At 68.5% G+C, this 25548-nt stretch carries 22 protein-coding genes; 13 read left to right on the top strand and 9 right to left on the bottom strand.

What is annotated here, in order from left to right; genetic code table 11:
• Positions 1–422: 422 nt before the first annotated feature.
• The 6 genes from GWG54_RS15500 to GWG54_RS15475 all read left to right on the top strand — a co-directional run bounded on the left by GWG54_RS15500 (position 423) and on the right by GWG54_RS15475 (position 7113).
• Positions 423–1361 (top strand): alpha/beta fold hydrolase, encoded by a 939-nt coding sequence (locus GWG54_RS15500; RefSeq protein WP_209438477.1) that lies wholly within the window; start codon positions 423–425, stop codon positions 1359–1361.
• Between the two features lie 153 nt (positions 1362–1514).
• Complete coding sequence (locus GWG54_RS15495; protein WP_167938636.1) at positions 1515–2180, top strand: helix-turn-helix domain-containing protein; 666 nt, start codon at positions 1515–1517, stop codon at positions 2178–2180.
• 230 nt (positions 2181–2410) lie between these two features.
• Positions 2411–4180, top strand: coding sequence for a 4Fe-4S ferredoxin N-terminal domain-containing protein (locus GWG54_RS15490; protein ID WP_167938635.1), 1770 nt, complete (start codon positions 2411–2413; stop codon positions 4178–4180).
• Positions 4177–5556, top strand: a complete 1380-nt coding sequence (gene nrfD, locus GWG54_RS15485) for an NrfD/PsrC family molybdoenzyme membrane anchor subunit (protein ID WP_167938634.1) — start codon at positions 4177–4179, stop codon at positions 5554–5556. Before GWG54_RS15490 ends, nrfD begins: the two co-directional genes overlap by 4 nt.
• Positions 5553–5864, top strand: a complete 312-nt coding sequence (locus tag GWG54_RS15480) for a hypothetical protein (protein ID WP_167938633.1) — start codon at positions 5553–5555, stop codon at positions 5862–5864. Before nrfD ends, GWG54_RS15480 begins: the two co-directional genes overlap by 4 nt.
• Positions 5865–6021: 157 nt before the next feature.
• Positions 6022–7113 carry a P-loop NTPase gene (locus GWG54_RS15475; protein WP_167938632.1) on the top strand — a complete coding sequence of 364 codons (1092 nt, stop codon included), beginning with the start codon at positions 6022–6024 and terminating at the stop codon, positions 7111–7113.
• 36 nt (positions 7114–7149) lie between these two features.
• On the opposite strand, the gene GWG54_RS15470 is transcribed toward GWG54_RS15475, so the two are convergent.
• Complete coding sequence (locus GWG54_RS15470; RefSeq protein WP_167938631.1) at positions 7150–7977, bottom strand: BtpA/SgcQ family protein; 828 nt, start codon at positions 7975–7977, stop codon at positions 7150–7152.
• Between the two features lie 109 nt (positions 7978–8086).
• On the opposite strand from GWG54_RS15470, the gene GWG54_RS15465 reads away from it, so the two are divergent.
• Positions 8087–9178, top strand: a complete 1092-nt coding sequence (locus GWG54_RS15465) for an NADH:flavin oxidoreductase/NADH oxidase (protein WP_167938630.1) — start codon at positions 8087–8089, stop codon at positions 9176–9178.
• 46 nt (positions 9179–9224) lie between these two features.
• Here the strand turns inward: GWG54_RS15465 and GWG54_RS15460 are convergent, their stop codons facing one another.
• Positions 9225–10394 carry a mechanosensitive ion channel family protein gene (locus tag GWG54_RS15460; protein WP_167938629.1) on the bottom strand — a complete coding sequence of 390 codons (1170 nt, stop codon included), beginning with the start codon at positions 10392–10394 and terminating at the stop codon, positions 9225–9227.
• An 84-nt stretch (positions 10395–10478) separates the two neighbouring features.
• Positions 10479–11045, bottom strand: coding sequence for a thioredoxin family protein (locus GWG54_RS15455; protein WP_167938628.1), 567 nt, complete (start codon positions 11043–11045; stop codon positions 10479–10481).
• Positions 11046–11230: 185 nt separating this feature from the next.
• Between GWG54_RS15455 and GWG54_RS15450 the strand changes: the two genes are divergently transcribed.
• The 4 genes from GWG54_RS15450 to eis all read left to right on the top strand — a co-directional run bounded on the left by GWG54_RS15450 (position 11231) and on the right by eis (position 14841).
• Positions 11231–11872 (top strand): hypothetical protein, encoded by a 642-nt coding sequence (locus tag GWG54_RS15450; RefSeq protein ID WP_167938627.1) that lies wholly within the window; start codon positions 11231–11233, stop codon positions 11870–11872.
• A gap of 87 nt (positions 11873–11959) precedes the next feature.
• The gene (locus GWG54_RS15445) at positions 11960–12445 is read left to right on the top strand and encodes an Lrp/AsnC family transcriptional regulator (RefSeq protein ID WP_167938626.1); all 486 of its coding nucleotides are present in this window, start codon (positions 11960–11962) and stop codon (positions 12443–12445) included.
• Positions 12442–13599 carry a pyridoxal phosphate-dependent aminotransferase gene (locus GWG54_RS15440; protein WP_167938625.1) on the top strand — a complete coding sequence of 386 codons (1158 nt, stop codon included), beginning with the start codon at positions 12442–12444 and terminating at the stop codon, positions 13597–13599. The genes GWG54_RS15445 and GWG54_RS15440 overlap by 4 nt, the downstream gene beginning before the upstream one ends.
• Before the next feature lie 45 nt (positions 13600–13644).
• Complete coding sequence (gene eis, locus GWG54_RS15435) at positions 13645–14841, top strand: enhanced intracellular survival protein Eis (protein ID WP_167938624.1); 1197 nt, start codon at positions 13645–13647, stop codon at positions 14839–14841.
• On the opposite strand, the gene GWG54_RS15430 is transcribed toward eis, so the two are convergent.
• The 3 genes from GWG54_RS15430 to GWG54_RS15420 form a co-directional block, all read right to left on the bottom strand.
• Positions 14838–15170 carry a 2Fe-2S iron-sulfur cluster-binding protein gene (locus GWG54_RS15430; RefSeq protein WP_167938623.1) on the bottom strand — a complete coding sequence of 111 codons (333 nt, stop codon included), beginning with the start codon at positions 15168–15170 and terminating at the stop codon, positions 14838–14840. The genes eis and GWG54_RS15430 overlap by 4 nt on opposite strands.
• 220 nt (positions 15171–15390) lie before the next feature.
• Positions 15391–16545, bottom strand: coding sequence for an FAD-binding oxidoreductase (locus GWG54_RS15425; RefSeq protein ID WP_167938622.1), 1155 nt, complete (start codon positions 16543–16545; stop codon positions 15391–15393).
• Between the two features lie 39 nt (positions 16546–16584).
• On the bottom strand, positions 16585–17676 hold the full coding sequence (locus tag GWG54_RS15420; RefSeq protein WP_167938621.1) for an FAD-binding oxidoreductase: 1092 nt from the start codon (positions 17674–17676) through the stop codon (positions 16585–16587).
• 113 nt (positions 17677–17789) lie between these two features.
• Between GWG54_RS15420 and GWG54_RS15415 the strand changes: the two genes are divergently transcribed.
• Both GWG54_RS15415 and GWG54_RS15410 read left to right on the top strand, forming a co-directional pair.
• Entirely contained in the window at positions 17790–18776 is a 987-nt protein-coding gene (locus tag GWG54_RS15415) for an ornithine cyclodeaminase family protein (RefSeq protein WP_167938620.1), read from the top strand.
• A gap of 33 nt (positions 18777–18809) precedes the next feature.
• Entirely contained in the window at positions 18810–20756 is a 1947-nt protein-coding gene (locus GWG54_RS15410; RefSeq protein WP_209438476.1) for a PAS domain-containing protein, read from the top strand.
• Here the strand turns inward: GWG54_RS15410 and GWG54_RS15405 are convergent.
• The 3 genes from GWG54_RS15405 to GWG54_RS15395 form a co-directional block, all read right to left on the bottom strand.
• Complete coding sequence (locus GWG54_RS15405) at positions 20749–21321, bottom strand: HalX domain-containing protein (protein ID WP_167938618.1); 573 nt, start codon at positions 21319–21321, stop codon at positions 20749–20751. The genes GWG54_RS15410 and GWG54_RS15405 overlap by 8 nt on opposite strands.
• A 79-nt stretch (positions 21322–21400) precedes the next feature.
• Positions 21401–23614, bottom strand: coding sequence for a phosphoribosylformylglycinamidine synthase subunit PurL (gene purL, locus GWG54_RS15400; protein ID WP_167938617.1), 2214 nt, complete (start codon positions 23612–23614; stop codon positions 21401–21403).
• A gap of 188 nt (positions 23615–23802) precedes the next feature.
• Entirely contained in the window at positions 23803–25143 is a 1341-nt protein-coding gene (locus GWG54_RS15395) for a M14 family zinc carboxypeptidase (RefSeq protein WP_167938616.1), read from the bottom strand.
• Positions 25144–25548: the final 405 nt, after the last annotated feature.

The following is a 25548-nucleotide window of genomic DNA, read 5'->3' as shown; positions in this document are numbered from 1 at the left end:
CTGGTCGGCCACTGTCGGCTTCACCCTCGGGGTCAAGCCCCGAGGCACTCGCCTCGAACCGCCTGTAGAACTCGCGGTCGACCTCGGGGAGGCCCTCGGCGGGCTCGACCAGAATCGCGCCGAACATCCCCAGGCTAGGCAGGGCTACACGCGCTGAAAAGCACACCGTTGGTCACAACTCGGTGGCGACCGTTGACGTTCCACGCGAAAGCGTACTTGAGAACCGAGGAAACGCGCAACCTGAATATCCACTTCGTGGATTCCCGCGTCTTTAGGCGCCGGAGGATGTCAAGGTTGCCTTGGTTCTAGCTACGAGTGTAAACTAATTCACACTTCCGATGATTCCCTCCGGAAGGGAATCGCGTGGCGTGTTCGCAGGTACAAGTGATCCCGACGGCCGGCGCTCGCCGGGCGGTACGCGGATGAACGTCCGTTCCGTACGGCTCCGCGTGACCGCACCGAAACCTCCCCTCGAGACGGACATCTCGTTGCTCTCGCTCGACGAGGCGAGGTCGACCTCGCGGGTCGTCAACGAGGTTCGGCTACACGCCGTCGTCGCGGGCGACCCGGACGATCCATTGGTCGTGTTGTTACACGGCTTTCCGGAGTTCTGGTACGGGTGGCGCGAACAGATCGAACCGCTGGTCGAGGACGGGTATCGGGTCGTGATCCCCGACCAGCGGGGGTACAACCTGAGCGAGAAACCGCGTGCGGTTCGGGAGTACCGACTTCCAGCACTCTCCCGGGACGTGGCCGAACTGATCGCGAGCGAGGGGCGCGAGCGGGCTCACGTCGTCGGCCACGACTGGGGCGGCGTCGTCGCCTGGGACCTCGCGTACCGGTACCCCGAGCGGGTCGACCACCTCGGGATCGTCAACGCGCCGCACCCGACCGCGTACCGCCAGCAGCTCCTGTCGAACCCCGAACAGCTCAAGCGCAGCTGGTACGCGATGACGTTCCAGCTCCCGTGGCTGCCCGAACGGCTCTGTCGGTACGACGACTTTCGGCTCCTCGAGCACGCTCTTCGAGGGACCGCGGCGGAGGGGACATTCACCGAACGAGAGCTGTCTTCCTATCGACGCGCGTGGCGCCGCGACGGTGCGTTGCGGGGCTCATTGAACTGGTACCGTGCGCTCGCGCGGTACCCGCCCGAGACCCGTCGGGACCCCCTCGAGCAGCCGACGCTCGTGATCTGGGGAGCGGACGACGTCGCGCTCGTACCCGAGCTGGGACCCGAGAGCGTCCGCTTTTGCGAGCGGGGCCGCCTCGAGCGGCTGCCGGAGACGAGTCACTGGGTGGTCCACGAGCGGCCCTCGGAGACGACGGCGCTGGTGTGTGACCACCTCTCGGGTGCCGACTGAGGGCCGGTCCGCTCCGCGGTGGGCGACCGACGACGATCCTCGAGCCCGCCGTCAGCCGGCCGGAGCGATTGCGTACGCTCCATTCCCACGATGTAGGAATCGTGGGGGTACTATTGTCGCCTTCCGACCTAGGTCCGAGCCGAACAGGTTCGCATGGCCCAGGCAACACTCACCGTCACGATGCCCGAACAGATCTGGATCCAGCAGGTCTCGACGGCGTACCCGGAGGCGACGTTTCGCGTCCTCGCCGCCGTCCCCGGCAACGAGTCGGGGTTCGCCCTCGTCCGCCTCGCCGGACCCGCGGTGTCCGAGATGCTCGACGAGATTCGGACGCACCCGCAGATCCTCGAGCTGACGGTCGTCCAGCGCAGCGACCGGGAGGCGACGATCCACTTCGAGACGACGGCCCCGCTATTGTTGTTCTCCGCGAAAGAGTCGGGCATTCCGATCGAGCTTCCCGTCGAGATTCGAAACGGCGAGGCCACCGTCGAGGTCACTGGCTCGCGCGAGCGCCTCGCGGAGCTGGCCGAACAGCTCGAGCAGTTCGGGCTCCGGTACCGCATCGAACAGATCCGCGAGCGCCTCCACCGAAGCCAGCTGCTCTCCGAGCGCCAGCTCGAGGTCGTCTCCGCCGCCATCGAGGAGGGGTACTACGACACGCCGCGGCGCTGCTCGCTGACCGAGCTGGCCGGCCACCTCGGCATCGCCAAATCGACCTGCAGCGAGACGCTCCACCGGGCCGAGGAGGCGATCGTCAAGCAGTTCGTCGAGGAGTTGCCGAGCGAGGACCGACTCGAGGAACAGCTCGCGAGCGGTTGAGAGAGTCGACGCCGACGATCCCGCCCATCGTGACGACGAGGTGGGTACTCTCCGATCCCGTCGGGGAAGTACACGCGAACATGTTCGTATCCGTTCTCAGAAGTTGGAAATCGGCTCGATGGTTCAACACCATCTAGTTGCGAGTGCGGGGTAGAGGATACAGATATGGTTGTATTCAACTACGTACCGACGTGTAATCGAACGGGTTCGACGAGAGGTGCTCTCGGCGAATGAGTGCGGACGACGATTCGTTCCATCCACTCGGCGAGGAGTGGGAAAACGACCTCGAGGGGATGCTCGACGACACCGAGTACGACACCGACCTCGGGATGGAGATGGCCGAGGACGCCATGCGGGTCACGAGGGGCGAACTCTCCGAGGCCGAGTTCCACGAGAAGTACCACGACGACGTGATGGAGGAGTTCGGCGAGGACCAGCGCCCGACCAAGGAGGCCTACGAGAAGGCCCAGAAGGCCCAGGAAGAGGCCAAGGGAACGGTCTCCAAGATGCTCTCGAAGTTCGAGGGCGACGGCGAGGAGCCGCGCCGCGACGTGATGAAGAAGATGGGCGCCGGCGCCGCCGCCGTCGGTCTCGGCGCCTGGGGAACCGTCGACAACGGCGGTCAGGAAGAGGAAGCGCTCGCCGCGGCCGAAGGCGGCGAGGAGGAACCCGGATTCGGCGAGGGCGAGGGCGTCCAGTGGGGGATGGCCATCGACCTCGAGCGCTGTGACGGCTGTCTGTCCTGTGTTACCGCCTGTTCTTCGGAGAACAACCTCGACCAGGGGGTCAACTGGATGTACGTCCTCCAGTACGAGGACTCCAGTTCCTCCGACGCGACCAACTCCCAGGTCGCCCGGGGCGCCGGACGAGCGCCGAACCGTCTCGTCCGCCCGTGCCAGCACTGCACCGACGCGCCGTGTGAGAAGGTCTGTCCGACGACGGCCCGCCACACCCGCGACCAGGACGGGCTGGTTCTGACCGACTACGACGTCTGCATCGGCTGTCGGTACTGCCAGGTCGCCTGTCCCTACGGCGTCAACTACTTCCAGTGGGACGAGCCGGACATCTCGACCGAGCAGATCGCCGAGCAACACGACGCCGAGCCCGGCGAGCAGGGCGATCACATGACCGACGACCGCGGCCGCTGGGTCGACAGCCGCGCGCCGCGGGGCACCATGAGCAAGTGTACGATGTGCCCGTCCCGACAGGACGGCCACAAGGGCGAGGAGAAGGTCGGCACGACCGCCTGCGAGGACGCCTGCCCGCCGGACGCGATCCAGTTCGGGAACATGCACGACGAGACCAGCGACCCGATCCGCTACGCCGAGAACCCGGCCCGCGCTCGGACGCTGGCGCGGGTCAGCCCGCCGTCCGCGAGCGACCTCGAGGAGAGCCTCAGCGGCGCCGGAACCGACGTCGACTCGGTGATCGAGGCGACCGACCTCGAGCAGGAAGACCTCGAGCTCATGGTCGCGATCGACATCGTCACCGACGATCTGGCCGAGACCGACGGCGACCACGCCCAGTACGAGCAGAACGTCCAGGACGCGCTGGACGCGCTCTCCGAGCACGGCCTCGACTTCCAGAGCCAGGAGGTCCTCGCCCAGCTCAACCTCGCCGACGAGCCGGAATCGTCCGGTAACGGCGGCAACGGTGGCAACGGCGGAAACAGCAGCGACGGCGGTAACGGCGGAAACGGTGGCAACGGCGAGGAGTTCGAACCGGACCAGCAGCAGGCCCAGGTCCGACTCGAGCAGTTCGCCGGTACGCCCACGTCGAACTTCCGGCTGCTCGAGGATCAGGGAACCAACCCGAACATCATCTACCTCGGTAACGAGCCCGGTCCGGACGCCGAACAGGTCGAGCCGACCGGAACCGGTGCCAACTACGAGGACCTCTCCTACGCTCGCGCGAACGGCGAGTCCGTAAGCCTCGTCGACAACCGCAAGGAAGTCCTCGACGAGGGCACGGTCGGCGACGCCGGGGTGAGGCTCGGATGAGCACGAAGACGCCGACGGAAGCGGACATCCTTCGGCCGATCCAGAACGTGTCGAAGGGCTACCTCGCGCTGTTTGCGCTCTGTGCGCTGGCGCTTGGCGCCTTCCTCGTCGGCTGGGCCTACCAGCTCCAGCAGGGACTGATCGTCACCGGCCTCGGCGACTGGGGCTCCGGTGGTGGCGTCACCTGGGGGATGTACATCGGCGCGTTCATCTGGTGGGTCGGCATCGCTCACGGCGGGATCATCCTCTCCGCTGCGGTCCGACTGCTCGGCATGGAGAGGTACATGCCCGTCGCCCGGATGGCCGAGCTGATGACGATCGCGGGTCTCTCCGCGGCCGGCTTCTATATTCTGGTCCACATGGGCCGTCCCGACCGGATGGTCACGAGCGTGCTGGGCCACTACCACATCACGGTCAACAACTCGCCGCTGGTGTGGGACGTGACCGTCATCACCGCGTACTTCGTGCTGACCGCGACCTACCTCGCGCTGACGATTCGGTACGACGTGGTGCGACTTCGCGACCAGCTGCCGGACCGGTTCAACCCGATCTACAAGGTCTTGACGCTCGGCTACTCCGAGGAGGAAGACGAGGTCGTCGAGCGGATGGTCTGGTGGCTCGCGCTCGCGGTGATCATCATGGCTCCGCTGTTGCTCCACGGCGGCGTCATTCCGTGGCTGTTCGCGCTGCTGCCGTCAATGCCCGCCTGGGAGGGCGGCATTCAGGGGCCGACGTTCCTCGCGATCGCGCTCATGTCCGCGATCAGCGGAATCACCCTCGCCGCCTACGGTTTCCGTCGCGCGTACGACTGGGACCACATCATCACCGACGACATCTTCCGGGGCCTCCTGCTGTGGCTCGGGTTCTTCTGCATGCTGTTCCTCTGGTTCCAGCTCCAGTACGCCGTCAACGGGCTGTTCAAGGCACCGATCCCTCGAGCCGAGGCAACCCAGGCGAAGGTCGGCAGTCCGATCTACCAGACTGCGATCGGCATGATCGGCCTCTCGCTGGCGTACATTTTCGCGATGGTCATCCGTCCGGCGCTGTTCAGCAAGAAGCGAGCGCTGATCGTTAGCGTGGCCGTGCTCGCGGCGACGTTCACCGAGAAGCTCCTGTTCGTCGTCGAGGGGTTCCTCCATCCGGTCTTCACGCTCTATGAGGCGACCCCCGGCGAGTACTTCCCGAGCGCCATCGAGTGGCTGTCCCTGGCGGGAACCATCGGCCTCGTGGTGCTGGTCTTCCTGACGGTCTCGAAGGTCGTCCCTATCGTGGAGCTCCACGCGATCGAACACCTCCGCGGGGGACACGGACACAGTCACGAACACGAGCACGAACCGGTAGAGGAAAGTACGAAGAAACCGGAGGTTGAAGCATGATTCCGGCACTTTCGAGCGGCCTGTCGTACCTGCTGTACCACGGGTATGACGGCACCGAGGGCCTGACTGGCTTCCCGAACATCGGTACTTGGCTGATCTTCGCTATCATCCTCGTTCCGGTCTACGTGATGGTCGCCGCGTGGTTCCTCGGTGCACCCCGCGACACGAGCACCGGGCTGCTCGGCGTCTCCTACCTCGTCGGGATCACGGCCCAGATGTGGATCGGCATGTTCATCATCACGATGATCATCGGGATCCTGTTCTACGGCGGGATGCCCGAGCCGATCACCGCACCCGGCCCGATGTAGGCCGCCCGAGTACCGACCCGTCATTTTTCGCCGTCGATCTCCATCGTCTCGAGTCTCGCGTCCGTTAGCGTTCGTCTCGAGCGGTCCCTCGGGTACCGAACCATCACACGTATCCCGTTGCACCCCTTACCAGTTTTCGAGCACACCCCGACACAGTATGAGCATCACAGAATACGAACTCAAGATCGAACTCGAGGGCATCGAAGATCCGGACATCGGCGAGGACATCGTCACGCTCGGCCTGGTCAACGACGTCACGATCGACGACGGGACCGCCCGGATCTCGCTGGCGTTCAACACGCCCTACGCCCCCTCCGAGATGGAGATCGGGAACCGGATCCGGGAGGTCTGCGAGGAGGCCGGTCTCGAGGCCGATCTGCGCGCCCACGCCGGCGCGGAACACGGTTTCGACGACGAGGTTCTCCCCCGGGTACGAAACGTCATCGCGGTCTCCTCGGGGAAAGGCGGCGTCGGCAAGACGACCGTCGCGGCCAACATCGCGGCCGGCCTCGAGAAACGCGGCGCGATGGTCGGCATTCTCGACGCGGACATCCACGGCCCGAACATCCCCCGCATCCTCCCCGTCGAGAGCGATCCCGGCGTCACGCCCAACGAGGACATCGTCCCGCCCCGCTCGGACGGCGTCCGCGTGATCAGTATGGGCTTTATGACCGAGGACGAGGACGATCCCGCCATTCTGCGGGGACCGATGGTCAACAAGTTCATGATGAAGTTCCTCGAGGGCGTCGAGTGGGGCCAACTCGACTACCTCGTCGTCGACCTCCCACCGGGGACGGGCGACGCGACGCTGAACCTGCTGCAGTCGATGCCCGTGACGGGCGCGGTCGTCGTCACGACGCCCCAGGAGATGGCGCTGGACGACACCCGCAAGGGCGTCCAGATGTTCAACAAACACGACACGCCCGTGCTGGGTATCGTCGAGAACATGAGTTCGTTCGTCTGTCCGAGCTGTGGCGACCAGCACGGCCTGTTCGGAACCGAGGGCGCCGACACGATCTCGGAGAAATACGATGTCCCGCTGGTCGGTCGGGTGCCAATCCACCCCGACTTCGGCGCGGAGGGCAGCAAGGGAACCCTCGTCAAGGACGACGACAGCGAGGTCCAGGACATCCTCGAGGAGATGGTCGCCAACGTCGCCGACCGCGTCGGGGAGGCCAACCGCCGCACCGTCTCGGAGAACACCGCCGACGAACCTGACGACGCCCTGCCAACCGAAGTCGAGGACTGAAGGTGCGCCGAGTGCCGTTTTTGTCGTCGCCGTTCGCTACGCGTCCCCGCGAGCGGCGGCCACGAGCGCCGCGACGCGCTCGCGCGAGACCGGGTTCGTCGTCTCGCCGCCCTCCTTGAGCGCGGTGCCGACGACGACGCCGTCGGCACCCGCCGCGAAACAGTTCCGGACCGTCTCCAGGGTGACGCCGCTGCCGACGACCGTCGGCACCTCGAGTCCCCGATCGGAGAGTGCGCCGGCGACCCGTTCGACGTCCTCGAGGGCCGTCGCCGCGCCGGTGCCCGGACCGGAGACGACGAGCCCGTCGGCTCGGCCGCGCTCGGCGGCCTCGAGGGCCGCCCGCCGAACGTCGTCGGCGCCGACGGGCGTCGCGTGTTTGACGTGGACGTCCGCGAGAACGGCCACGTCGGCGTCGATGCGCTCACGGAGTCGCATCGTCTCGTGAGCGCGGCCCTCCAGTACGCCCTGGTCGGTCGCCGCGGCGCCGACGTGAACGTTGACGCGGACGAACTCGGCGCCGACCGCGGCGGCGACCGACAGCGCCGCTTCGGCGTCGTTGCGGAGCACGTTGATCCCGATCGGGAGGTCGACGGCGCCCGCGACCCGGGTCGCGATCGCGGTCATCTCCGCGACCGTGTGGGTCGGCACGTCTTCGGGGTGGAAGGGTGCGTCGCCGAAGTTCTCGATGACGATCCCGTCGACCCCGCCGGCCTCGAGGGCCCGGGTGTCCGCGAGCGCGCGGCGCCGGATCGACTCGCGGCCGCCGTCCGCGTCGTACCCCGGGGCGCCGGGAAGGGCCGGGAGGTGGACCATTCCGAGGACGGGACGGACGGCGTCGAACCGATCGAGGAAGTCGCTGTCCATGCCCGCACTGTCGTCCCGAGAGGAATAAGCGACCCGTTCTCGCACCTCATACCGGCAAGAGCCTCGGTATTCGGGGTCGTTACCCCTCGAGAACGGCTACCCCCGGTCGATGCCAGAGCTGTTCTCGCCGCTATCGATGCGCGAGCTCGAGGTACCGAACCGGCTCGCCGTCTCGCCGATGTGCCAGTACTCCTGTGCACCCGACGGGCTGGCGACGGAGTGGCACCGGGTCCACCTGGGCAGCCGCGCCGTCGGCGGCGCCGGAATCGTGATGACCGAGGCGACGGCCGTCGAACCCCGCGGGCGGATCACGCCCGCCGACCTGGGGATCTGGAGCGACGAGCACGCCGACGCGCTCGAGCCGATCACCGAGTTCGTCCGCGAGCAGGGCAGGGTCCCCGCGATCCAGCTGGCCCACGCGGGCCACAAGGCGAGCAAGACCCGTCCCTGGGAGGGCAACGTCCCGATCCACCCCGAGGAGGACGACGACGGCTGGGAGGTGCTCTCGCCCTCGCCTTCGGGGTACCCGCCGTTCCCCGGCGACGATCCGGCGATCCGGAAGGCGACCCACGACGATATCGCAGACGTCGTCGACGCCTACCGCGCGGCCGCCGAGCGCTCGCTTGCGGCCGGCTTCGAGATCGCCGAGGTCCACGCGGCCCACGGCTACCTGCTCCACGAGTTCCTCTCGCCGGCGACGAATCGCCGCGAGGACGAGTACGGCGGGAGCTTCGAGAACCGCACGCGGTTCGTCCGCGAGGTCGTCGCGGCGGTCCGGGAGGTCTGGCCCGACGACAAGCCCGTCTTCGTGCGGATCTCCGGAACGGACTGGCTCGAGGACCGCCCGTCGTGGGATCTCGAGCAGTCGGTGCGGCTGGCCGGGGAGCTCGAGGAGCTGGGCGCCGACCTGATCGACGTCAGTTCCGGCGGGCTCCACCCCGATCAGAACCCGCCCGGCGGGCCGAACTTCCAGGTGCCCCTGGCCGAGCGGATCCGCGCGGAGGCGGGGATCGCCGTCGGCGCGGTCGGGGGAATCACCGAGCCCGAGCAGGCCGACGCGCTCGTTCGAAACGAACGTGCGGACCTCGTCCTCGTGGGGCGGGAGTTCCTTCGCGACCCGTACTTCGGGCTCCGCGCCGCGGACGAACTGGCCGACGAGCCCGAGTCCTGGCCGATCCAGTACCGCCGCGCGGTTCGGTAACCGCGACCGTCGGGCGGCTCCCGACGTCCGGCGCTCGAGACCGAGCTCAGTCGTCGGTCGTCGAGATCCCGGCGCCCTCGCGGGGCGCGCTCTCGACCCTGAACCCGTCCCCGCGCGGGGCGTGGACCCGCTGGGGGTACGGGATCGAGATCCCCTCCCGCTCGAAGGCGTCCGCGATCGCGTCGATGACCGCGGTGCGGGCGTCGTGGGTCCGTCGCATCGTCGGGTTTCCGATCCAGACCTGACACTCGAGCAGGATCGACGAGTCGCCAAAGCCCCGCGTGACGACCTGGGGATTGGGCGAGCTCTTGATGATCTCGAGGTCGTCGACGGCGTCGACGACGACCTCCCGCGCCCGGGAGAGGTCGGTCTCGTAGTCGACGCCGACCTCGATCTCGAGGCGGAGCTGGTTGTTGCGCGAGTAGTTCGTCAGCTGGCTGCTCGTCACCTCGTCGTTGGGGACGAGGACGTGCTTGTCGTCGAAGGTCTGGATCTTCGTCGTGAAGATCGTGACGTCGGTGACGATCCCCTGGGTCTCGTTGACCTCGATCCAGTCGCCGACCCGGAACGGGCGGGAGAACAGCAGGATGAACCCCGCGAGCATTCCCGCCAGCGTCTCGCGGGCGGTCAGCGCGACGATGGCGGTGATCGCGCCGGCGCCGATGAAGATGTTCGTCAGCTCGATGCCCCACAGCGACATGATCACCGTGGTGGCGATGCCGATGATCGTGACGTCGGCGACGTGGTGTGCGACCTCGCTCTGGTGTTTCGTGAGTGCGCGCGTCTCGGCGAGCGTGTCGATCGACCGGTTGACGAAGCGGATCGCCAGGTACGCGGTCGCGACGATCCCGAGCGTGACGACCTGCTGGGCGGCCTCCCACGGCGAGATCGAGGCCGCGTTCAGCGCGAACTCGAGGACGAACAGCACGCCCCAGATCGCGCTGAAGCCGTAGACGGCGATCGCCACGACGACCACCAGGACGAGAATCGAGGCGATCTCGGCGATCCGCGTCCCGCGGCGGCGCCGGATCGCCTCGTAGAGCCGCGACGTCCCCGCGATCCCGAGAACGGTCAGGATCGCGAGCAGCGCCGTCGCGAGCAGCTGGGCGCGAAACGAGTCGAGAACCGTCTCCTGAATTCGGGTGATCGTCTCGGGCCGGAGCGAGACCTGCAAGGGGAGACGCGACGAGGGGCCGCCCGGAGGATCGACGGACATGACGCGAGACCTGTCAGACGAACTGAGGGCCGGAAAGTAAGCTCTTGCGATCCGTCAAAGCCCGGGTCGTCCGCGAGCGGGATGCTACCGCTCGTCGACCCACTTGATCGAACAGCCCCGGGAGGGCCGCCACTCGAGGTCGACCGCCTCGCCCGCGAGGACGCTCTCGATGGCCTCGCGGACGTGGAACCGGGTCGGCTCGTCCTCCGGATTCAAGGCGTCGTCGAGCCGGCCGTGGTAGACCAGCCGAAACTCCCCGTCCGCCCGCTCGAACAGGAAGGGGTCGGGCGTACAGGCTGCGCCGTAGGCGCGGGCGACGGCCTGGCTCTCGTCGCGGAGGTAGGCGTCGTACCGGATCCGTCCGTCCGCGACGTACTCGCGCATCTTCTCGAGGGAGTCCTCGGGGTACTCCGCGGCGTCGTTGGAGTTGATCCCGACGACCGAGACGGCGTCGTACTCGTCGGCCAGCTCGTTCAGCAGGTCGAACTTCGCCTGCGCGTACGGGCAATGGTTGCAGGTGAACACGAGAAGCAACGCCTCGCTGTCGGCGAAGTCCTCGAGGGGGTAGCGCTCGCCGTCGGCGCCCTCGAGTTCGAAGTCGGGTGCGGCGTCGCCGGCCTCGAGTTCGGAGTCGGACTCCTGGAGTACCATACCCGTCAGTTACGGCTGTTCGATCTTATAGGTGAGTCCCTCGGGAGCGGACTCGAGTCGCCGCCGCACGGGACGGCGACACGACGGTCGCCGACGCACCGATCGCCTCGCAACGCCTCTGCACAGTAGTATTCCGAACCGATCTCCCAGGAATATATTTGTACCAGCAGGGTGACTGGTTCGGTATGGAGACACTCGAGGTAACCGACGAGCAGTACGCGATCGTCCAGCAGCTGCGTGAGGAGATCGGCGAGCACGTCGTCGGCAAGTACGGCCACGTACGGGAACGCGACGCCGTGCAGTTCCTGATCGACAACCTTCACGACGGACTCGAACTCGAGCCGGGGGCGGCGGCCGACGGAGACGAGGTCGGGGCGGGCGTCGACGCCGACCCGAACCTGCAGACGGTCTCGTACGACGAGGCCGAATCGGTCGACGATGCGGTCGAGGGAGACGCCCTCGAGACCGCCGACGAAAGCGCCGTCGATCCCGAGGGCTCCGCCGATCGGGACTCGACGACGGAGCCGACCCTCGACGGGGCCGAGGGGGCGTCCGCGCCGTCCGGCGACCGTCTCGCCGGGACGCCCGGCGCCCCGACGGACGACGCGTCCGACGACCGCGACCCGTCCGACGGCGAGGACGGCGACGGCGCCGACGACGACGAGATGCTAGACGAGATGATGGCCCTCCTCGAGACCCACGACGACAAGTGGACGGAGGCGTCTTCGGCCGACTTCAGGTATACAGTGACGCTGCCCGACGGCTCGACGGAGTCGGTCCAGACGAAAGACGACGTCCGCGCGCTCCTGTTCAGACACTACCGGTGACCGCCGATCGGGGCGCTCGAGCCCTCGCCGGGCGCAAAAAACCGGGAAGGGACAACGTTTTACTTCGCCCTCGCGCTTGGGTGGGGTATGAGCGAACGCGAGGTGCTCGAGTTGCTCCGTGAGAACGCGCGCTACTCCGCCGCGGACATCGCGCGAATGACCGACCTCTCGGCCGAGGAGGTCGAGGCGACTATCCAGGAGCTCGAGGCAGCGGGCGTAGTTCGTGGCTACCAGGCCGTCGTCGACTGGGACGAACTCGAGGACGAGCGCGTCCGGGCCGAGGTCGAACTCAACGTCCACCTCGACCGCGAGACCGGGTACGGCGAGATCGCCGAGCGCCTCGCACGATTTCCCGAGGTGACCGCCCTGCGGCTGGTCAGCGGGGACTACGACTTCGACATGGAGGTCGAGGGCGACTCGATCCGGGAGGTCTCGCAGTTCGTCAGCGAGAAGGTCGCTCCCGTCCCCGAGATCACCCAGACGGTTACCCACTACGTGATGACCTCCTACAAGGAGAACGGGATCGAGTTCGGCGACGGCGAGGAGGACGATCGGCTCTCGTTCTCGCCATGACGTTCGAGCTCTCCGAACGGGTGCGGGAGGTTCCGCCCTCGGGCATCCGGCGCTTCTTCGAGATCGCAGAGGAACGCGACGACGTCATCTCGCTGGGCGTCGGCGAACCGGACTTCTCGACGCCGTGGGCGGCCCGCGACGCCGCCATCGCCTCCCTCGAGCGGGGCCAGACCTCCTACACCGCCAACCGCGGGACTCGAGAGCTCCGCGAGGCCATACGCGAGTACGCCGCCGACCGGTTCGCCCTCGAGTACGACCCGGGCGAGGAGATCCTCGTCACCGCGGGCGCGAGCGAGGCCGTCGACCTGGCGTTCCGGGCGTTCGTCGACCCCGGCGACACCGTCGCCGTCGCCCAGCCTTCCTACATCTCCTACGAGCCCGGCGTGATCTTCGCCGGCGGTGAGGTGCTGTCGGTGCCGACGAAAGAGGAGGACGACTTCCGACTCACCGTCGACGCCCTCGAGAGCGCGGGCGCCGAGGCGGCCGACGTGCTCGTGCTCTGTTACCCGAACAATCCGACGGGCGCGATCATGCGCGAGGAGGATCTCGAGCCGATCGCCGAGTTCGCCCGCGAGCACGACCTGACGGTGTTCTCCGACGAGATCTACGCCGAGCTAACCTACGACGGCGAGCACACCTCGATCGCGACCCTGCCCGGGATGCGCGAGCGAACGATCGTCTTCAACGGGTTCTCGAAGGCCCACGCGATGACCGGGCTCCGGCTGGGCTACGCGCTCGGACCCAGCGAGGCGATCGGGGCGATGAACAAGATCCACCAGTACACGATGCTGTCGGCGCCGACGACGGCCCAGCACGCCGCCTTAGAGGCCCTCGAGTCCTGCGACGACGACGTCCGCGAGATGGTCGACCAGTACGACCGTCGCAGACGGTTCGTGCTCTCGCGCTTTCGCGAGATCGGGATGGACGTCTTCGAGGCCAAGGGCGCCTTCTACTGTTTCCCCGAGGTGCCCGACGGCTGGACCGCCGAGGAGTTCGCCGAGGCGGTGTTGCGCGAGGAGGGCGTCGCCGTCGTCCCCGGCGACGTCTTCGGGCCCGGCGGGGCGGGCCACCTGCGGATCTCCTACGCGACCGGGCTCGAGGACCTCCGGAAGGCGCTGGCCCGCATCGAAACGTTCGTCGAGAACCACGTCTGAGCGCGCTCCAGAACCTTCTTTTCCGCCGCCGCCGCGGTCGTTCGTATGACCGACTATCGCCCGATCCCGGACGAGCGGGAGACCTTCCACGAGTACCGTAGCTACGCGTTCAGACCCGAGGGAGGCGTTCCCGCGTACGATCCCGACGAGCACGAGACGGTTCGAGACGCCCGGGGCGCCCGTCGTGGCATCTTCGCCGAGGGTGATGACCGGCCCCGAACCGTCTGTCGTCACTACTGGCTCGAGGCCCGCGTCCGCGGCGACGCCCGCCCCGTCGCCGGGCTGGCGTCGGTCGCGACACCGCCCGAGTTCCGCCGCGAGGGTAACGTCCGGGAGCTACTCGAGGGCTCGCTCGCGGAGTACCGCGAGCGCGGCGACCGCCTCTCGATCCTCTGGCCGTTTCGCTACCGCTTCTACCGGCAGTACGGCTGGGACACCGCCAACCGGATCGTCACCCACGCCGCGTCGCCGGAGGCGTTCGCGTTTGCCAGGGGCGCCGACAACGGCTCGTTCCGTCCCCTCGAGGCCGACGAGTACGCCGTCCTCGAGCCCGTCTACGACGCCGCCAGCGAGGGCCTGGCGATCGAACGCGACGAGGCGTGGTGGCGCCACCGGATCTTCGGGGGCCACGACGCCGACCCGTTCGTCTACGTTTACGAGCGCGACGGCGAGCCCGCTGCCTACCTCGTCTACCGGATCGAGCGCGAGGACGGCGCCCGGACGATGCGCGTCTCGGAGCTGGCGGCGGTCGACCGCGAGGCGCTGTTCGCGCTGTTTGCCTTCTGTGCCGACCACGACTCGCAGGTCGACCGCGTGGAACTGCGCGTTTCGGAGATGGTTCCCATCCGGGAACTCGCGCGTGATCCCGACGCGATCGAGACGACCCTCGAGAACGGCCCGATGGTCCGGCTCGTCGACGTCGCCGCGGGGCTTCCCGAGCTTACGACATCCGAGGCCGACGCCGCGCTCACCCTCGAGGTCGCGGACCCGCTGGCCGACCCGAACGACGGCCGGTTCGTCCTCGAGGTCGGGGACGGAGCGGCGACCTGTGAGCGAGTCGACGGCGAGGACGGCGAACCCGACGCGAGTCTCGATATCGGCGCGCTCTCGCAGCTCGCCGTCGGCGCCCGCTCGGCGAGCGACCTCGCGTACGCGGGTCGGCTCGAAGCCGACGCCGAGACGGTGGCCACCCTCGAGGAGCTCTACCCCGAGGGCGACGTCTACCTCGGCCACCACTTCTAGAGCCGGCGCGGAAGGAGCTGCCCCCAGACGTGTTTGTCCAGCAGCCTGACCGTCAACGGCTCCTCGACCGCGATACAACAGGAGAGCCGCGGATACCCGAACCGAACGGCGGCAGCGTCGTGCCAGTGGACCGGATCCGGTGCGGGATCGACCTCGACGGTACAGGTCGAACAGAGCCCTCGGCCGCCGCAGTTGGCGTACTGAGAGACCGTTCCGTACACCGGGAGGTCGTGCTCGAGCAACGCCTCCCGGAGGTTCGTGCCGGGTTCGACCTCGATGCTCGTCACCTCGTCTCCGGCGACGACCCGTACCGGAATTCCTTCGGCCATACCATTCGGTACGTTCTCATGCCACATGGCTCTACTGTCGTGTTGCGAAGTGGTGTCGAGTACTGCAGGAGGTGTCTCGTTTCCCGTACGGATCCGTTCGAGTCTCGTCCCGGCCGCGGTGGCGTGTACTGTCGACTGGCCGACCGAACGGGAGGCCAGTCCTCGAGATCGTACGGACGTTTGCCCGAGCCCGGATCGCAAACTCGAGTCCCCGATGCTGTCAGACGACGTTCCGCTCGAGTCGCTCGCGCTCGGTTCCGAACCGATCGCTCGAGAGCGCCGCGATATCGACCAGCGAGGCCTCGCCGTCGACGATCAACTCGGCGACGAGCCGCCCCGTGGCGGGGGCGTGCTGGAACCCGTGGCCCGAGAAACCCGCGGCCGTGATCAGGCCGGGGACCGTCTCCTCGAGGACGGCGTTGTCGTCGGGGGTGACTGCGTACAGCCCCGCCCAGCCGCGCTTGATCCGGGAGTCGGGGCCGAAGTAGGTCGCCCACTCGGAAGCGGTCTCGAGGACGTCCGCGGCCCAGTCGAAGTCGATCCCGCGGTCGTAGCCGTCGGGGTCCCGATCCGGGTCCGGACCGCCGAGGTGGCCCCCGACCAGCGCCTCGCCGTCGCGCTCGGGCCGGAAGTACGTGCCCGTCTCGAGGTCGATCGTCAGCGGATCGGTTTCGGGGACGGCGGTTTCGGGGTCGACGACGACCATCTGGCGGCGCCTGGGCGCGATCGGTAGCTCGAGGCCGGCCATCGCCCCGACTCGACGGGCCCACGGCCCCGCGGCGTTGACGACGAACTCGGCCTCGAGGGGGCCGTCGGGCGTCTCGACGCCGACGACGCGGCCGTCGCCGTCCTCGCGCAGGACGTCGGTGACGGGCGTCTTCGTCCTGACGTCGACGCCCGCGTCGGCGGCCGCGCGGGCGTAGCCCTGCAGCGCGAGGTGGGGGTCCGCGAAGCCGTCGGTCGGGGAGTACGTCGCCGCAACGAACCCGTCGGGATCGATCCCCGGACAGCGCTCGTGGGCGCCGGCGGGCTCGAGCACCTCGCTCGGCACTCCCCGTTCGTTCTGCATCTCGACGGCCGTCTCGAGGGCCGCGGCGGTCTCGGGGGTGCGGGCCAGAAACAGGTAGCCGTTCGTCCGGTAGTCGACGTCGGTTCCGAACCGCTGTTCGAACTCGCTCCAGACGGCCATGCTCGCGAGCGAGAGCTCGACGTTCGTCGGCGTCGAGAACTGCGCGCGGATCCCGCCCGCGGCCCGCTCCGTGCTGCCGTTCCCGATCGAGCCCTTCTCGCAGACGACGACGTCGACGCCGCGCTCGGCGAGTTCGAACGCGCTCGAGAGCCCCACGATTCCGCCGCCGACGACGACAGCGTTCATACGGGATACGTTGACTCGGGTCGGGATAAGCGTTCGTCGTCAGTCCCGGAACCGGGTCGGCGAGAGCCGACGCCGGTACTCGGGGTCGGCGTCGCCCTCGACGATCCCGCCGACGACGTCGGCGACCGCGGGTGCCAGCGTGATCCCCTGCCCGCTCAACCCGACCGCGACGAGGTAGCCCTCGAGCCCGGTCTCGCCGACCAGCGGGCGGCCGTCGGGGGTGACCGTCCGGTAGCCGACCCAGTCGTCGACGACCGTCGCGTCCTCGAGGGCGGGGACGACCGTCTCGAGTTCCCGCACGGACTCGCGAAACGACGCCGAAACCGACCGGTCCGCGAGGTCGCAGCGCTGGCCGGGAACGTAGTCGGTCCGGTAGGCGCCGAGCCAGGCGCCCGTCTCGGTGGGCCGGACGTACCGCTTGGACTCGAAGATAGCGGTGGGTCCCTCGAGGGGATCGCTCGTCTCGACCGCGAGCATCGGCCCGCGGGTGTGACACAGCGGCAGGTCGATTCCGACCGCCTCGTCGAGTTGTGGCGCCCACGGCCCCGTCGCGTTGATCACCCGGTCGGCCGCGAATCGACCCTCGCTCGTCTCGACGGCCGCGACGGCCCCGTCGCGAGTTTCGACGTCGGTGACCGACACCCCGGTTCGGACGTCGACGCCCGCCGAGCGCGCGCGATCGGCGAACAGCTTCGCCGCGGCCGCGGGATCGCAGACCCGGTCCTCGGGCGTGTAGAGCCCGCCCTCGAGGCCCTCGGGCTCGATCCCGAGCCCGACGAGTTCGTTGGGCTTGAGGAAGGAAGCGTCGATCCCGGCCTCGCGAAGCGCCGCGGCGGAGTCCGCGAGGCGGTCGGCGAAGCTCTCGCTCTCGGCGACGTAGACGATGCCGATCCGATCGGTCTCGAGGCCGTCCTCGCGAAGTTCGCGGTAGCGCTCGCGGGCCCGCTCCCGGATCCGAAGATCGAACGGCTCGGGATCGACGACGGTCCGCATCAACAGTCCGGCGGAGGCGGCGGTCGTCTCCGCGCCGATCTTGGCTCGCTCGAGCAGCGCGACCTCGCCGTCGGTCGAACCGAGGCGGGCGGCGATCGCGGTCCCGACGATCCCGCCCCCGACGATGACGGTGTGCATACGCCCCGTTCGCGGGCCGAGGATACAGTCGTTTCCCGCCGTTCGGCTCGCGGGTGCGCCGTCAACGACGTACAGCAGTCCGTATGAAGTGGGGGCCCGACGATAGTCGGACCATGGTACGCGTGCTCTCCGATGCGGACGTGGCGTCGGTGCTCGAGCTCGAGGCGTTACTCCCGGTTCTCGCGGAAGCCTTCGAGAAGCAGTACGCGGGCGAGGTCGAGCGCCCGGAGCGTCCCCACTACCCGATCGGGACGGGGCTCGACCCCGACGCGCCGACGGAGCCGACCGGGACGGGGCTGTGTATGCCCGCGTACGTTCACGGCGAGCCGTACGCCGCCACGAAGCTGGCGACGGTCTGTCCGGACAACCCCGACCGCGGGCTGCCGACGGTCACGGCCCAGCTCGCGCTCGTCGACGCCGAGACGGGACAGCCCCGTTCCTACATGACCGCGAATCGGATCACCAGCGCCCGGACGGGCTGTATCGGCGGGCTCGCGGCCCGCGAGCTGGCGGCCGAGGGACCGCTCGAGCTCGGCGTGATCGGCGCTGGCACGCAGGCTCGCTGGCAGACCCGGGCGATCGCCGCGGCGGTGGGCTCCCGGCTCGAGGCGATTCGGGTCTACTCGCCCAGCGACTCGAAGGTCGACTGCGCCGCGGAGTTGGAGGACGAACTCGACGTTCCGGCGACCGCGGTCGAGACGCCCCGCGAGGCCGTCGCGGCGGCATCGGTCGTCGTGACGGCGACGACCGCCACCGAACCGGTGTTCCTGGGAGAGGCGCTGGCCGAGGGGACGCTGGTCGTCGCCGTCGGCGCCTACACGCCCGAGATGCGCGAACTCGACGCGACGACGGTCGACCGCGCGGCGACGGTCGTCGCGGACGTTCCCGAGGAGGCCGCCGAGACGGGCGATCTCCTCGAGCACGGCGATCGGGAACTGGTCCCCCTCGGCGGCGTCCTGGCGGGGTCGTTCGACCGCGAGTCGCCCGACGATATCGTCGTCGTCGCCAGCGTCGGCTCGGCGGTGTTAGACGCCGCGACCGCGGCGTTCGTCTACGACCGGGCTCGAGAGGCGGAGCTCGGGACCGACGTTCCGCTCTGACCCGCGGGTGGCACGTGCGGCCACGAGACTCAAATGGTCGTCCCCCCAACGTCCGTCCGTATCGATGATGCAGGATCGAGCGAGGACGGGCCGCGACGGTTCGCGAGGGCGAAACCGGAGGGATCGGACGTGACGGTTCGATCGATCCCGTTCGTCGATCGGATCGCCGACGGCGTCTTCGCGCTCGACGAGCGGCTCCGAGTGACCTACCTCAACGACGAGGCCGCGGCGCTGTTCGGCGCCGACCGCGGGGACGTCCTCGGCAAGCGCGTCGACGAGGCGGTTCCAGACACCCTCGAGGACCAGTTCCCCGCGGCGTTCTACCGCGCGGCAGACGGCGGTCTCCCGGCGACCGTCGAGCTGTACCACCACGAGCGCGACGCGCGATTCGAACTGCGCGCCTACCCGGTCGAGGACGGCCTCTCGGCGTTCGTCCTCGAGCTCGACGACCGGGAGCGACGCGTCGACCGCCGCGCGGCCGTCCTCGAGGCGATCGACGACGGCGTCGTCACGATCGACGGTAACCGACGGATCCTCGGCGTCAACGAGGCAATGACGTCGTTTCTCGGCGCCGACCGCGCGGACCTCGTCGGCGAGGGCGTCGACGCGATCGCGGCGCTGGCCGGGGTCGCAGACGAGGACCTCGAGGCGATCCGCCGGGGGATCGGCGACGTCGAGTCGGGACTGGCCCGCCAGCGCCGGCTCGAGCTCCCGGTCACCGACGGCGACGGGAGCGAACGCGTCGGGGAGCTCCGGCTCGTGCCGATCCGGGACGGCGCGGCCTCGGTCGCGGCGGTCGTCAGGGACGTGACCGACCGCCGCGAGTACGAACGGGTCGTCGAATCGCTCCACGAGGTGACCCGGTGGCTCCTCGAGGCCGACGACCCCCAAGAGATCTGCGCGGTCGCCGTCCACGCCGGTAGCGACCTGCTCGGGCTACCGATCAGCGGCGTCTGGCTGCTCGAGGACGAGCGGGGCTACCTCGAGCCCGTCGCCGGCACCGCCGAGGCCTACGACGAGTTTGGCGGCTTCCCCCGGTTCGGTCCGGGCGAGGGGCTCGTCTGGGACGCCTTCGAGGCCGGCGAGGTCGAGCGGTTCGACGATCTCCGGACCGTCGACGACCTGTACAACCCCGACACGCCCCTGCGGTCGGAGGTCATCGCGCCGATCGGCACCCACGGCGTGCTCATGACCGGCTCCTTCGAGCCGGAGGCGTTCGACGAGACCGACGTCGAGTTGCTCTCGACGCTCGTCGAGAACACCCGCGCCGCGCTCGACCGGACCGAACGCGAGCGCGCCCTCCGGGAGCGAACCGAACGGATCGAGCGCCAAACCGAGCGCCTCGAGGCGATCGCGCGGCTCCTCTCGAGGGATCTCGAGTGCCAGCTCGAGCGGGTCGGGACGCTCCTCGACGAGGGCGACGGGGACGATCGGGAGCTCCCGCTGGCCGAACGCGAGGTCGAGTCGATCCTCGAACGGACCGACCGCCTCGTCGACGACGTCCGGGAGCTCGCCCGCGACGCCGACGCGGTCGGGGCTCGCTCCCGGCTCGACCTCGCGACCGCGGTCGAGGACGCCCGGCCGGCGGTCGGACTCGAGCCCGACGCGGTCCGTCTCGTCGGGGAGGCGACGCTCCGGGCCGACCGCGACCGGTTCCGCCACCTCCTCGAATCCGCGTTCGACGCGATCGCCGCCCGAACTGACGACGTCGCGATCGAGATCGGGCCGCTCGAGGACGGCAGCCGCGGGCTGTTCGTCAGGGACGCCGAAGCCGTCGCCGCCGCTGACGGCCGGACCGAGGCCGTCGACGGCGTCCGCGAGGGGACCGAGCTCGCGGTCCTCGGGGCGATCGCGCGGGCCCACGGCTGGCGGCCGCTGGTCGAGCGCAACCGACGGGATCGGCTCCGAATCGCGATCAGGGAGATCGCGACGCTCGAACGAACGGAGTCGGGATCGGGTTCGAGGCCGTCGGCTACGTAGTGGAGTCGGGGGCGGTTGTGACGTCCCGGTAGAGCTGTTCGAGGTCGTCCCGCTCGAGCAGTCGGGCGCGGGTCTCGTCGACTTCGGTCCGGAGGACGGCGATCCGATCCTCGATCTCGGCGTACTCCTGGCTCGACCGGCGTTCGGCCTCGCTGAGCCGTCCGTGGAGCGTCGCCCGCTTCGAGGCGAGTTCGAAGTACGCCTCGAGCTGCTCGTCGTACGTCCGTCGCAACAGCTGGTTCTCGACGCTGCTTCGAAGTTCCGCCCGCGACATCGGTTTGAGGAGGACCTCGTCGACGGTCGGACTCGGCGAGTCGGGTTCGGCTCCCGTCATGACCACGACGCGGGTCCGGGGGTCCCGAACGAGGGCGTCCGGCTCGACGTCGGCGTCGGCGGGTCGGCCGTCGAGGACGACGACGTCGACGCCGTCGGCGACGACAGAGCGCGCCTCGGCCCCGTCGCGAACGGTCTCGACGCGGTACGCGCCCTCGAGCCAGGAGGCGTACAGCTCGGCGAGGTCGGGCTCGTTCTCGACGAGGAGTACGGTTGCGGTGTCACCGTCCATGCGAGATCCACCCCCTATAGGTATCAGTTAGTCGGTAATTCCGCGCGTGAGTATATCAATCTATCGGGCGTCTCGCCGTCTAGTCGAGTTCGCGCTCGATCGTCGCGCGCCAGTCGGCGATCGTCGCCGCGTCGACCTCGAGGCGATCGTCTCCAACGTCGATCTCGAGGCGTCCCTCGTCGGTCGCGCGCCCGAGTTCGGTCACCGGCGCGACGCCGTCGAACGCCTCGCGGACGGACTCGGGATCGTCGGTCTGGATCAGCGCACGACCCGGCTGCTCGTGGAACAGCGCCCCTGCGGGATCGTCGCCGGGGATCGACGCCTCGAGTCCCGCGTCCGGCGTAACCATTTCGGCCAGTGCGACCGCCAGCCCGCCGTGACCGACGTCGTGGACCGCGAGCGTCGAATCGTCGTCGGCGACGGCCGCAAGCGTCTCGATCAGGGCGGCCGGTTCCTCGGGGAGGGCGGGGAACCGGTCGCTCCCGCTGAAGCGCGCGAGGTACTCGGAGCCGCCGAGCCTGGCGTCGTCCGACTCGAGGGCGCGGTCGCCGACCAGCACCAGTTCGCCTTCGGGCTCGACCGACAGCGGCGGTGCGTCGTACCCCGCCTTCGCGCCGACCACCGCGAGCGTCGGCGTCGGCGGGATCGGCCCCGCGACGGAGTCGTTGTACAGCGAGACGTTCCCGCCGACGACCGGCGTCGAGAGCGTCTCGCACATCTCCGCGAGCCCGTCGACGATCGCCCGGAAGCCGCCGTAGACGTCGGGCTTCTCGGGGTTGCCGCCGTTGAGGCAGTCGACCGCCGCGAGGGGGGTCGCGCCCGTGGCCGCGATGTTGGTCGCGTTCTCGAGGGCGACCGCGCGGGCGCCCTCGTAGGGCGCGGCGTCCGTCCAGTTGGGCGCGGCGCCCGATGAGATCGCGACGCCCGTGTCGGCCTCTCTGACGGCGATGACAGCCGCGTCGTCGCCCGGTCCGACGCTCGTCCGCACGCCGACCTCGTGGTCGTACTGGCGGTAGATCCAGCGCTTCGAGGCCGCGCTCGGGCTCGAGACGACCGTCTCGAGGGCGTCCTCGAGGTCGACGTCGGGCAGATCGGTTTCGGGCGCGTCGGGCTCCTCCGCAGGGAGGTCGTTCATCGGCGCGCCCTCGCCAAGGAAGTGAGCGTCGACGTCGACGACCGTCTCGCGGCCTCGCGAGTCACTCCGTTCCTCGCTCGGTTCGTCCGAGGCGTTTCGTGCCTCGCTCCCCTCGAAGGTGCAGGTGTAGTTCCCGTCGGTGACCTCGCCGATGACCGAACAGCCCAGATCGAACCGTTCCGCGACCTCGCGGACGCGATCGACGTTCTCCGGAGCGACCTCGTAACACATCCGCTCCTGGGACTCCGCGAGCAGGATTTCCAGGGCGTTCATGTTCGGCTCGCGCTGGTGGACCCGATCGAGCTCGATGTGGGCGCCGAGCCCGCCCTTGGCGACCAGTTCGCTCGAGGCCCCGCCCAGTCCGGCGGCGCCGAGGTCGCGTGCGGACTCGATCAGGTTCTCGTCCACGAGAACCTCGTTGGCCTCGATCAGCAGCTTCTCGGCGTAGGGGTCGCCGACTTGAACCGCGGGGCGGTCCTCGGTTTCGGCGTCCTCCGCTAAGTCCTCGCTGGCGAAGCTCGCGCCACCGAGCCCGTCCCGTCCCGTGGCGTTGCCCACGAGGACGAGCTTGTTGCCCGGCTCCTGTGCCTCGGCGGTGACGAGGCGGTCCGCGTCGGTCAGTCCGACGCAGGCGACGTTCACCAGCGGATTCCCCTCGTAGTCGGGGTGGAAGTCGACGCTACCCGCGACGGTGGGGACGCCGATGCAGTTGCCGTAGTGGCTGATCCCCTCGACGACGCCCTCGAGCAGGTACTTCGAGTGTTCGCGGTCGAAGCTCCCGAAGTACAGCGAGTCCGCGAGCGCGATCGGGTAGGCACCCATCGACAGCGTATCCCGGACGATGCCTCCGACGCCGGTGGCGGCGCCGTCGAACGGGTCGACGTAGGAGGGGTGGTTGTGGCTCTCGATCCCCAGCGTCACGTAGGTGTCGCTGTTCTCACCCGTCTCCGGGTCCGGCAGCGCGACGACCGCGGCGTCGTCGCCCGGCCCGACGACGACCCGCTCGCCCTCGCTGTCAAACGCCGACAGCAGCGGCCTCGAGGAGCGGTACGCGCAGTGCTCGCTCCAGAGGTTCTCGAACAGCGCCGCCTCCGCGGGCGTGGGCTCTCGCTCGAGCTCCTCGACGACGAGTTCGCGGTCCGAATCGGCAAGGCTCATTCACCTAGGTGATGAAAGCCGGGCAGTATATGGGTTTCTATATGCACGTTCGTGGATTCAATACGATCGCGTCGACTCGGGTCGGACCGAGACCGAATCGGAACCGACCCACGACGAGAGACGGAACCGTCGTCCGTCTCGAGGCGCGTTTGAGTCGCGTCCGGTTCGGCGCGAGTTCTGCGAGGCGGTCAGCGCTCGTTGTGGGGGTTGTCGATATCCTCCGGGATCGGCAAGTCGAAGTAGCTCATCTCGTCGACGTCCTGGATCGAGCCGTCCGCGATCCGCTCGAACGTCGCCATGATCCCCTCGACGGAAACTTTCACCATGGTTCCGAGGGCCTTGTGCCCGCGGTCGTCGCTCTGGTGTGAGACCTCGTAGAGCGCGCCGGCGGCGTCGGTCTGCGGACAGAGCGCGTCCAGATACGAACCCCAGAGCGGGCCGTACGCGTACCGCGTGATCGTGTCGAGCCGACTTCGGCCGAACTGGTCCATCTGCTCCGGGACGAGCCCCGCGAGCTCGAGGGAGCGGGTCTGCGCGTCGACGGACAGGAACGGGTTCCCCTCACCGACGAAGTCCGCGTAGTCGACGCCCTCGAGGTTCGCGTACGTCGGTCCGTACGGCGCCATCACGCTCATGATCGACTGCTGTTGCGGCCCCGAGTTTCCGTCCGAGGACTCCGGAACGGCGGTCGGCCCCTGGTGGTGGTGCGTGAGCGCCCAGTCGGGGTCGGACTCGAGGAACGAGTCGGTGATCGCCTGCGTTTCCGGATTGAGATTCAACCCGGCGTTCCAGATTTCGTCGTAGGGATTGCCGTCCCGTAACTCGAGGCCGACCTCGTCGACGGGGACGTTCAGGTTCCCTAGCTTCGCCTCCTCGTCCTCGACGTTCCACCAGTCCTCGTCTTCGTCGCCCGGGCTGAATCCAGGGATGATACTGAATCCGCGGTTCAGATCGTACCCGGGGACGTCAAGATCGTCCTCGTACGAGTTCGCGTTCTTGTACCTCGAGTCGCCTTCCTCCCACTCCGTCGTGTTGTACCGCCGCTGGCGGAACTCGCCGTCGTCTTCGAGTCCGTCCTCGCCGACGAAGTTCGCCCCGTCCGGGTTCGCGCGCGGCACGATCGTGATCGTCAACTCGTCTAGGATCTGCTCGATTTCCGGTCCGGACCCCCCCGCGAGCCGCTGCAGGATTTTGACCATCGCCTCCGCACCGGTCGGCTCGTTGCCGTGGATCTGGTTGATGACGTGGACACGCTCGTCGCCGTCGCCGACGGTCACCTCCCAGATCGGATCGCCACGTCCGGCGGACTCGCCGATCTGCTCGAGTTCGATCCGATTGCTTCGCTCGTCGAGTCGGCGGAGTCGCTCCCCGAGCTGTTCGTTGTCGAGGTAGCCGCTGTAGTTGACGGCGCGTTCGTTCGGCGCCCACGGCCCGCCGGGGCGATACCGACCCTCGTCCGCGCTCGCTGTACTCCCCAGTGCCAGCCCCGAGGTCGCAAGTCCCAGTTCGATGAATCTTCTTCGGTGCATACGGGTATACGGGCAGTGAATCAATGATCTAGACGATAAAATCATCGAAATATTTTATTTCCATTAAGGATTCCAGATTGCCTCGGTTTCAGACGCCCCCTCGTAGGACTGTGGCAGTTCGATCTCGCTCGCTCGTCGGTTCTACCACGTACAGATTCGAATTGTGGATGGGACGCGTCCCGTTCCATTTTCGTTTACGTTTTCGTTTCCGATTGCGCAACTGTACTAGCCACCGTGCTGTTTTTAGAAAAATACTTATACGGCATCTGACTATACCGGACTGCCCGGGGCTCGTCGAACCCGCGTCCCCGCTGGCGCAACCCCTCCACCGCCGTCGTCGCTCGCCCCTTTCCCGTTCTCGAGCTCCGACACCGACTGACGGCGCTCGCGCCGGCGATCGGGGCG

It is taken from the genome of Natronococcus sp. JC468, from assembly GCF_012163165.1.
Lineage (GTDB): Archaea > Halobacteriota > Halobacteria > Halobacteriales > Natrialbaceae > Natronococcus > Natronococcus jeotgali.
This window is presented reverse-complemented; position numbering and strand designations above follow the sequence as displayed.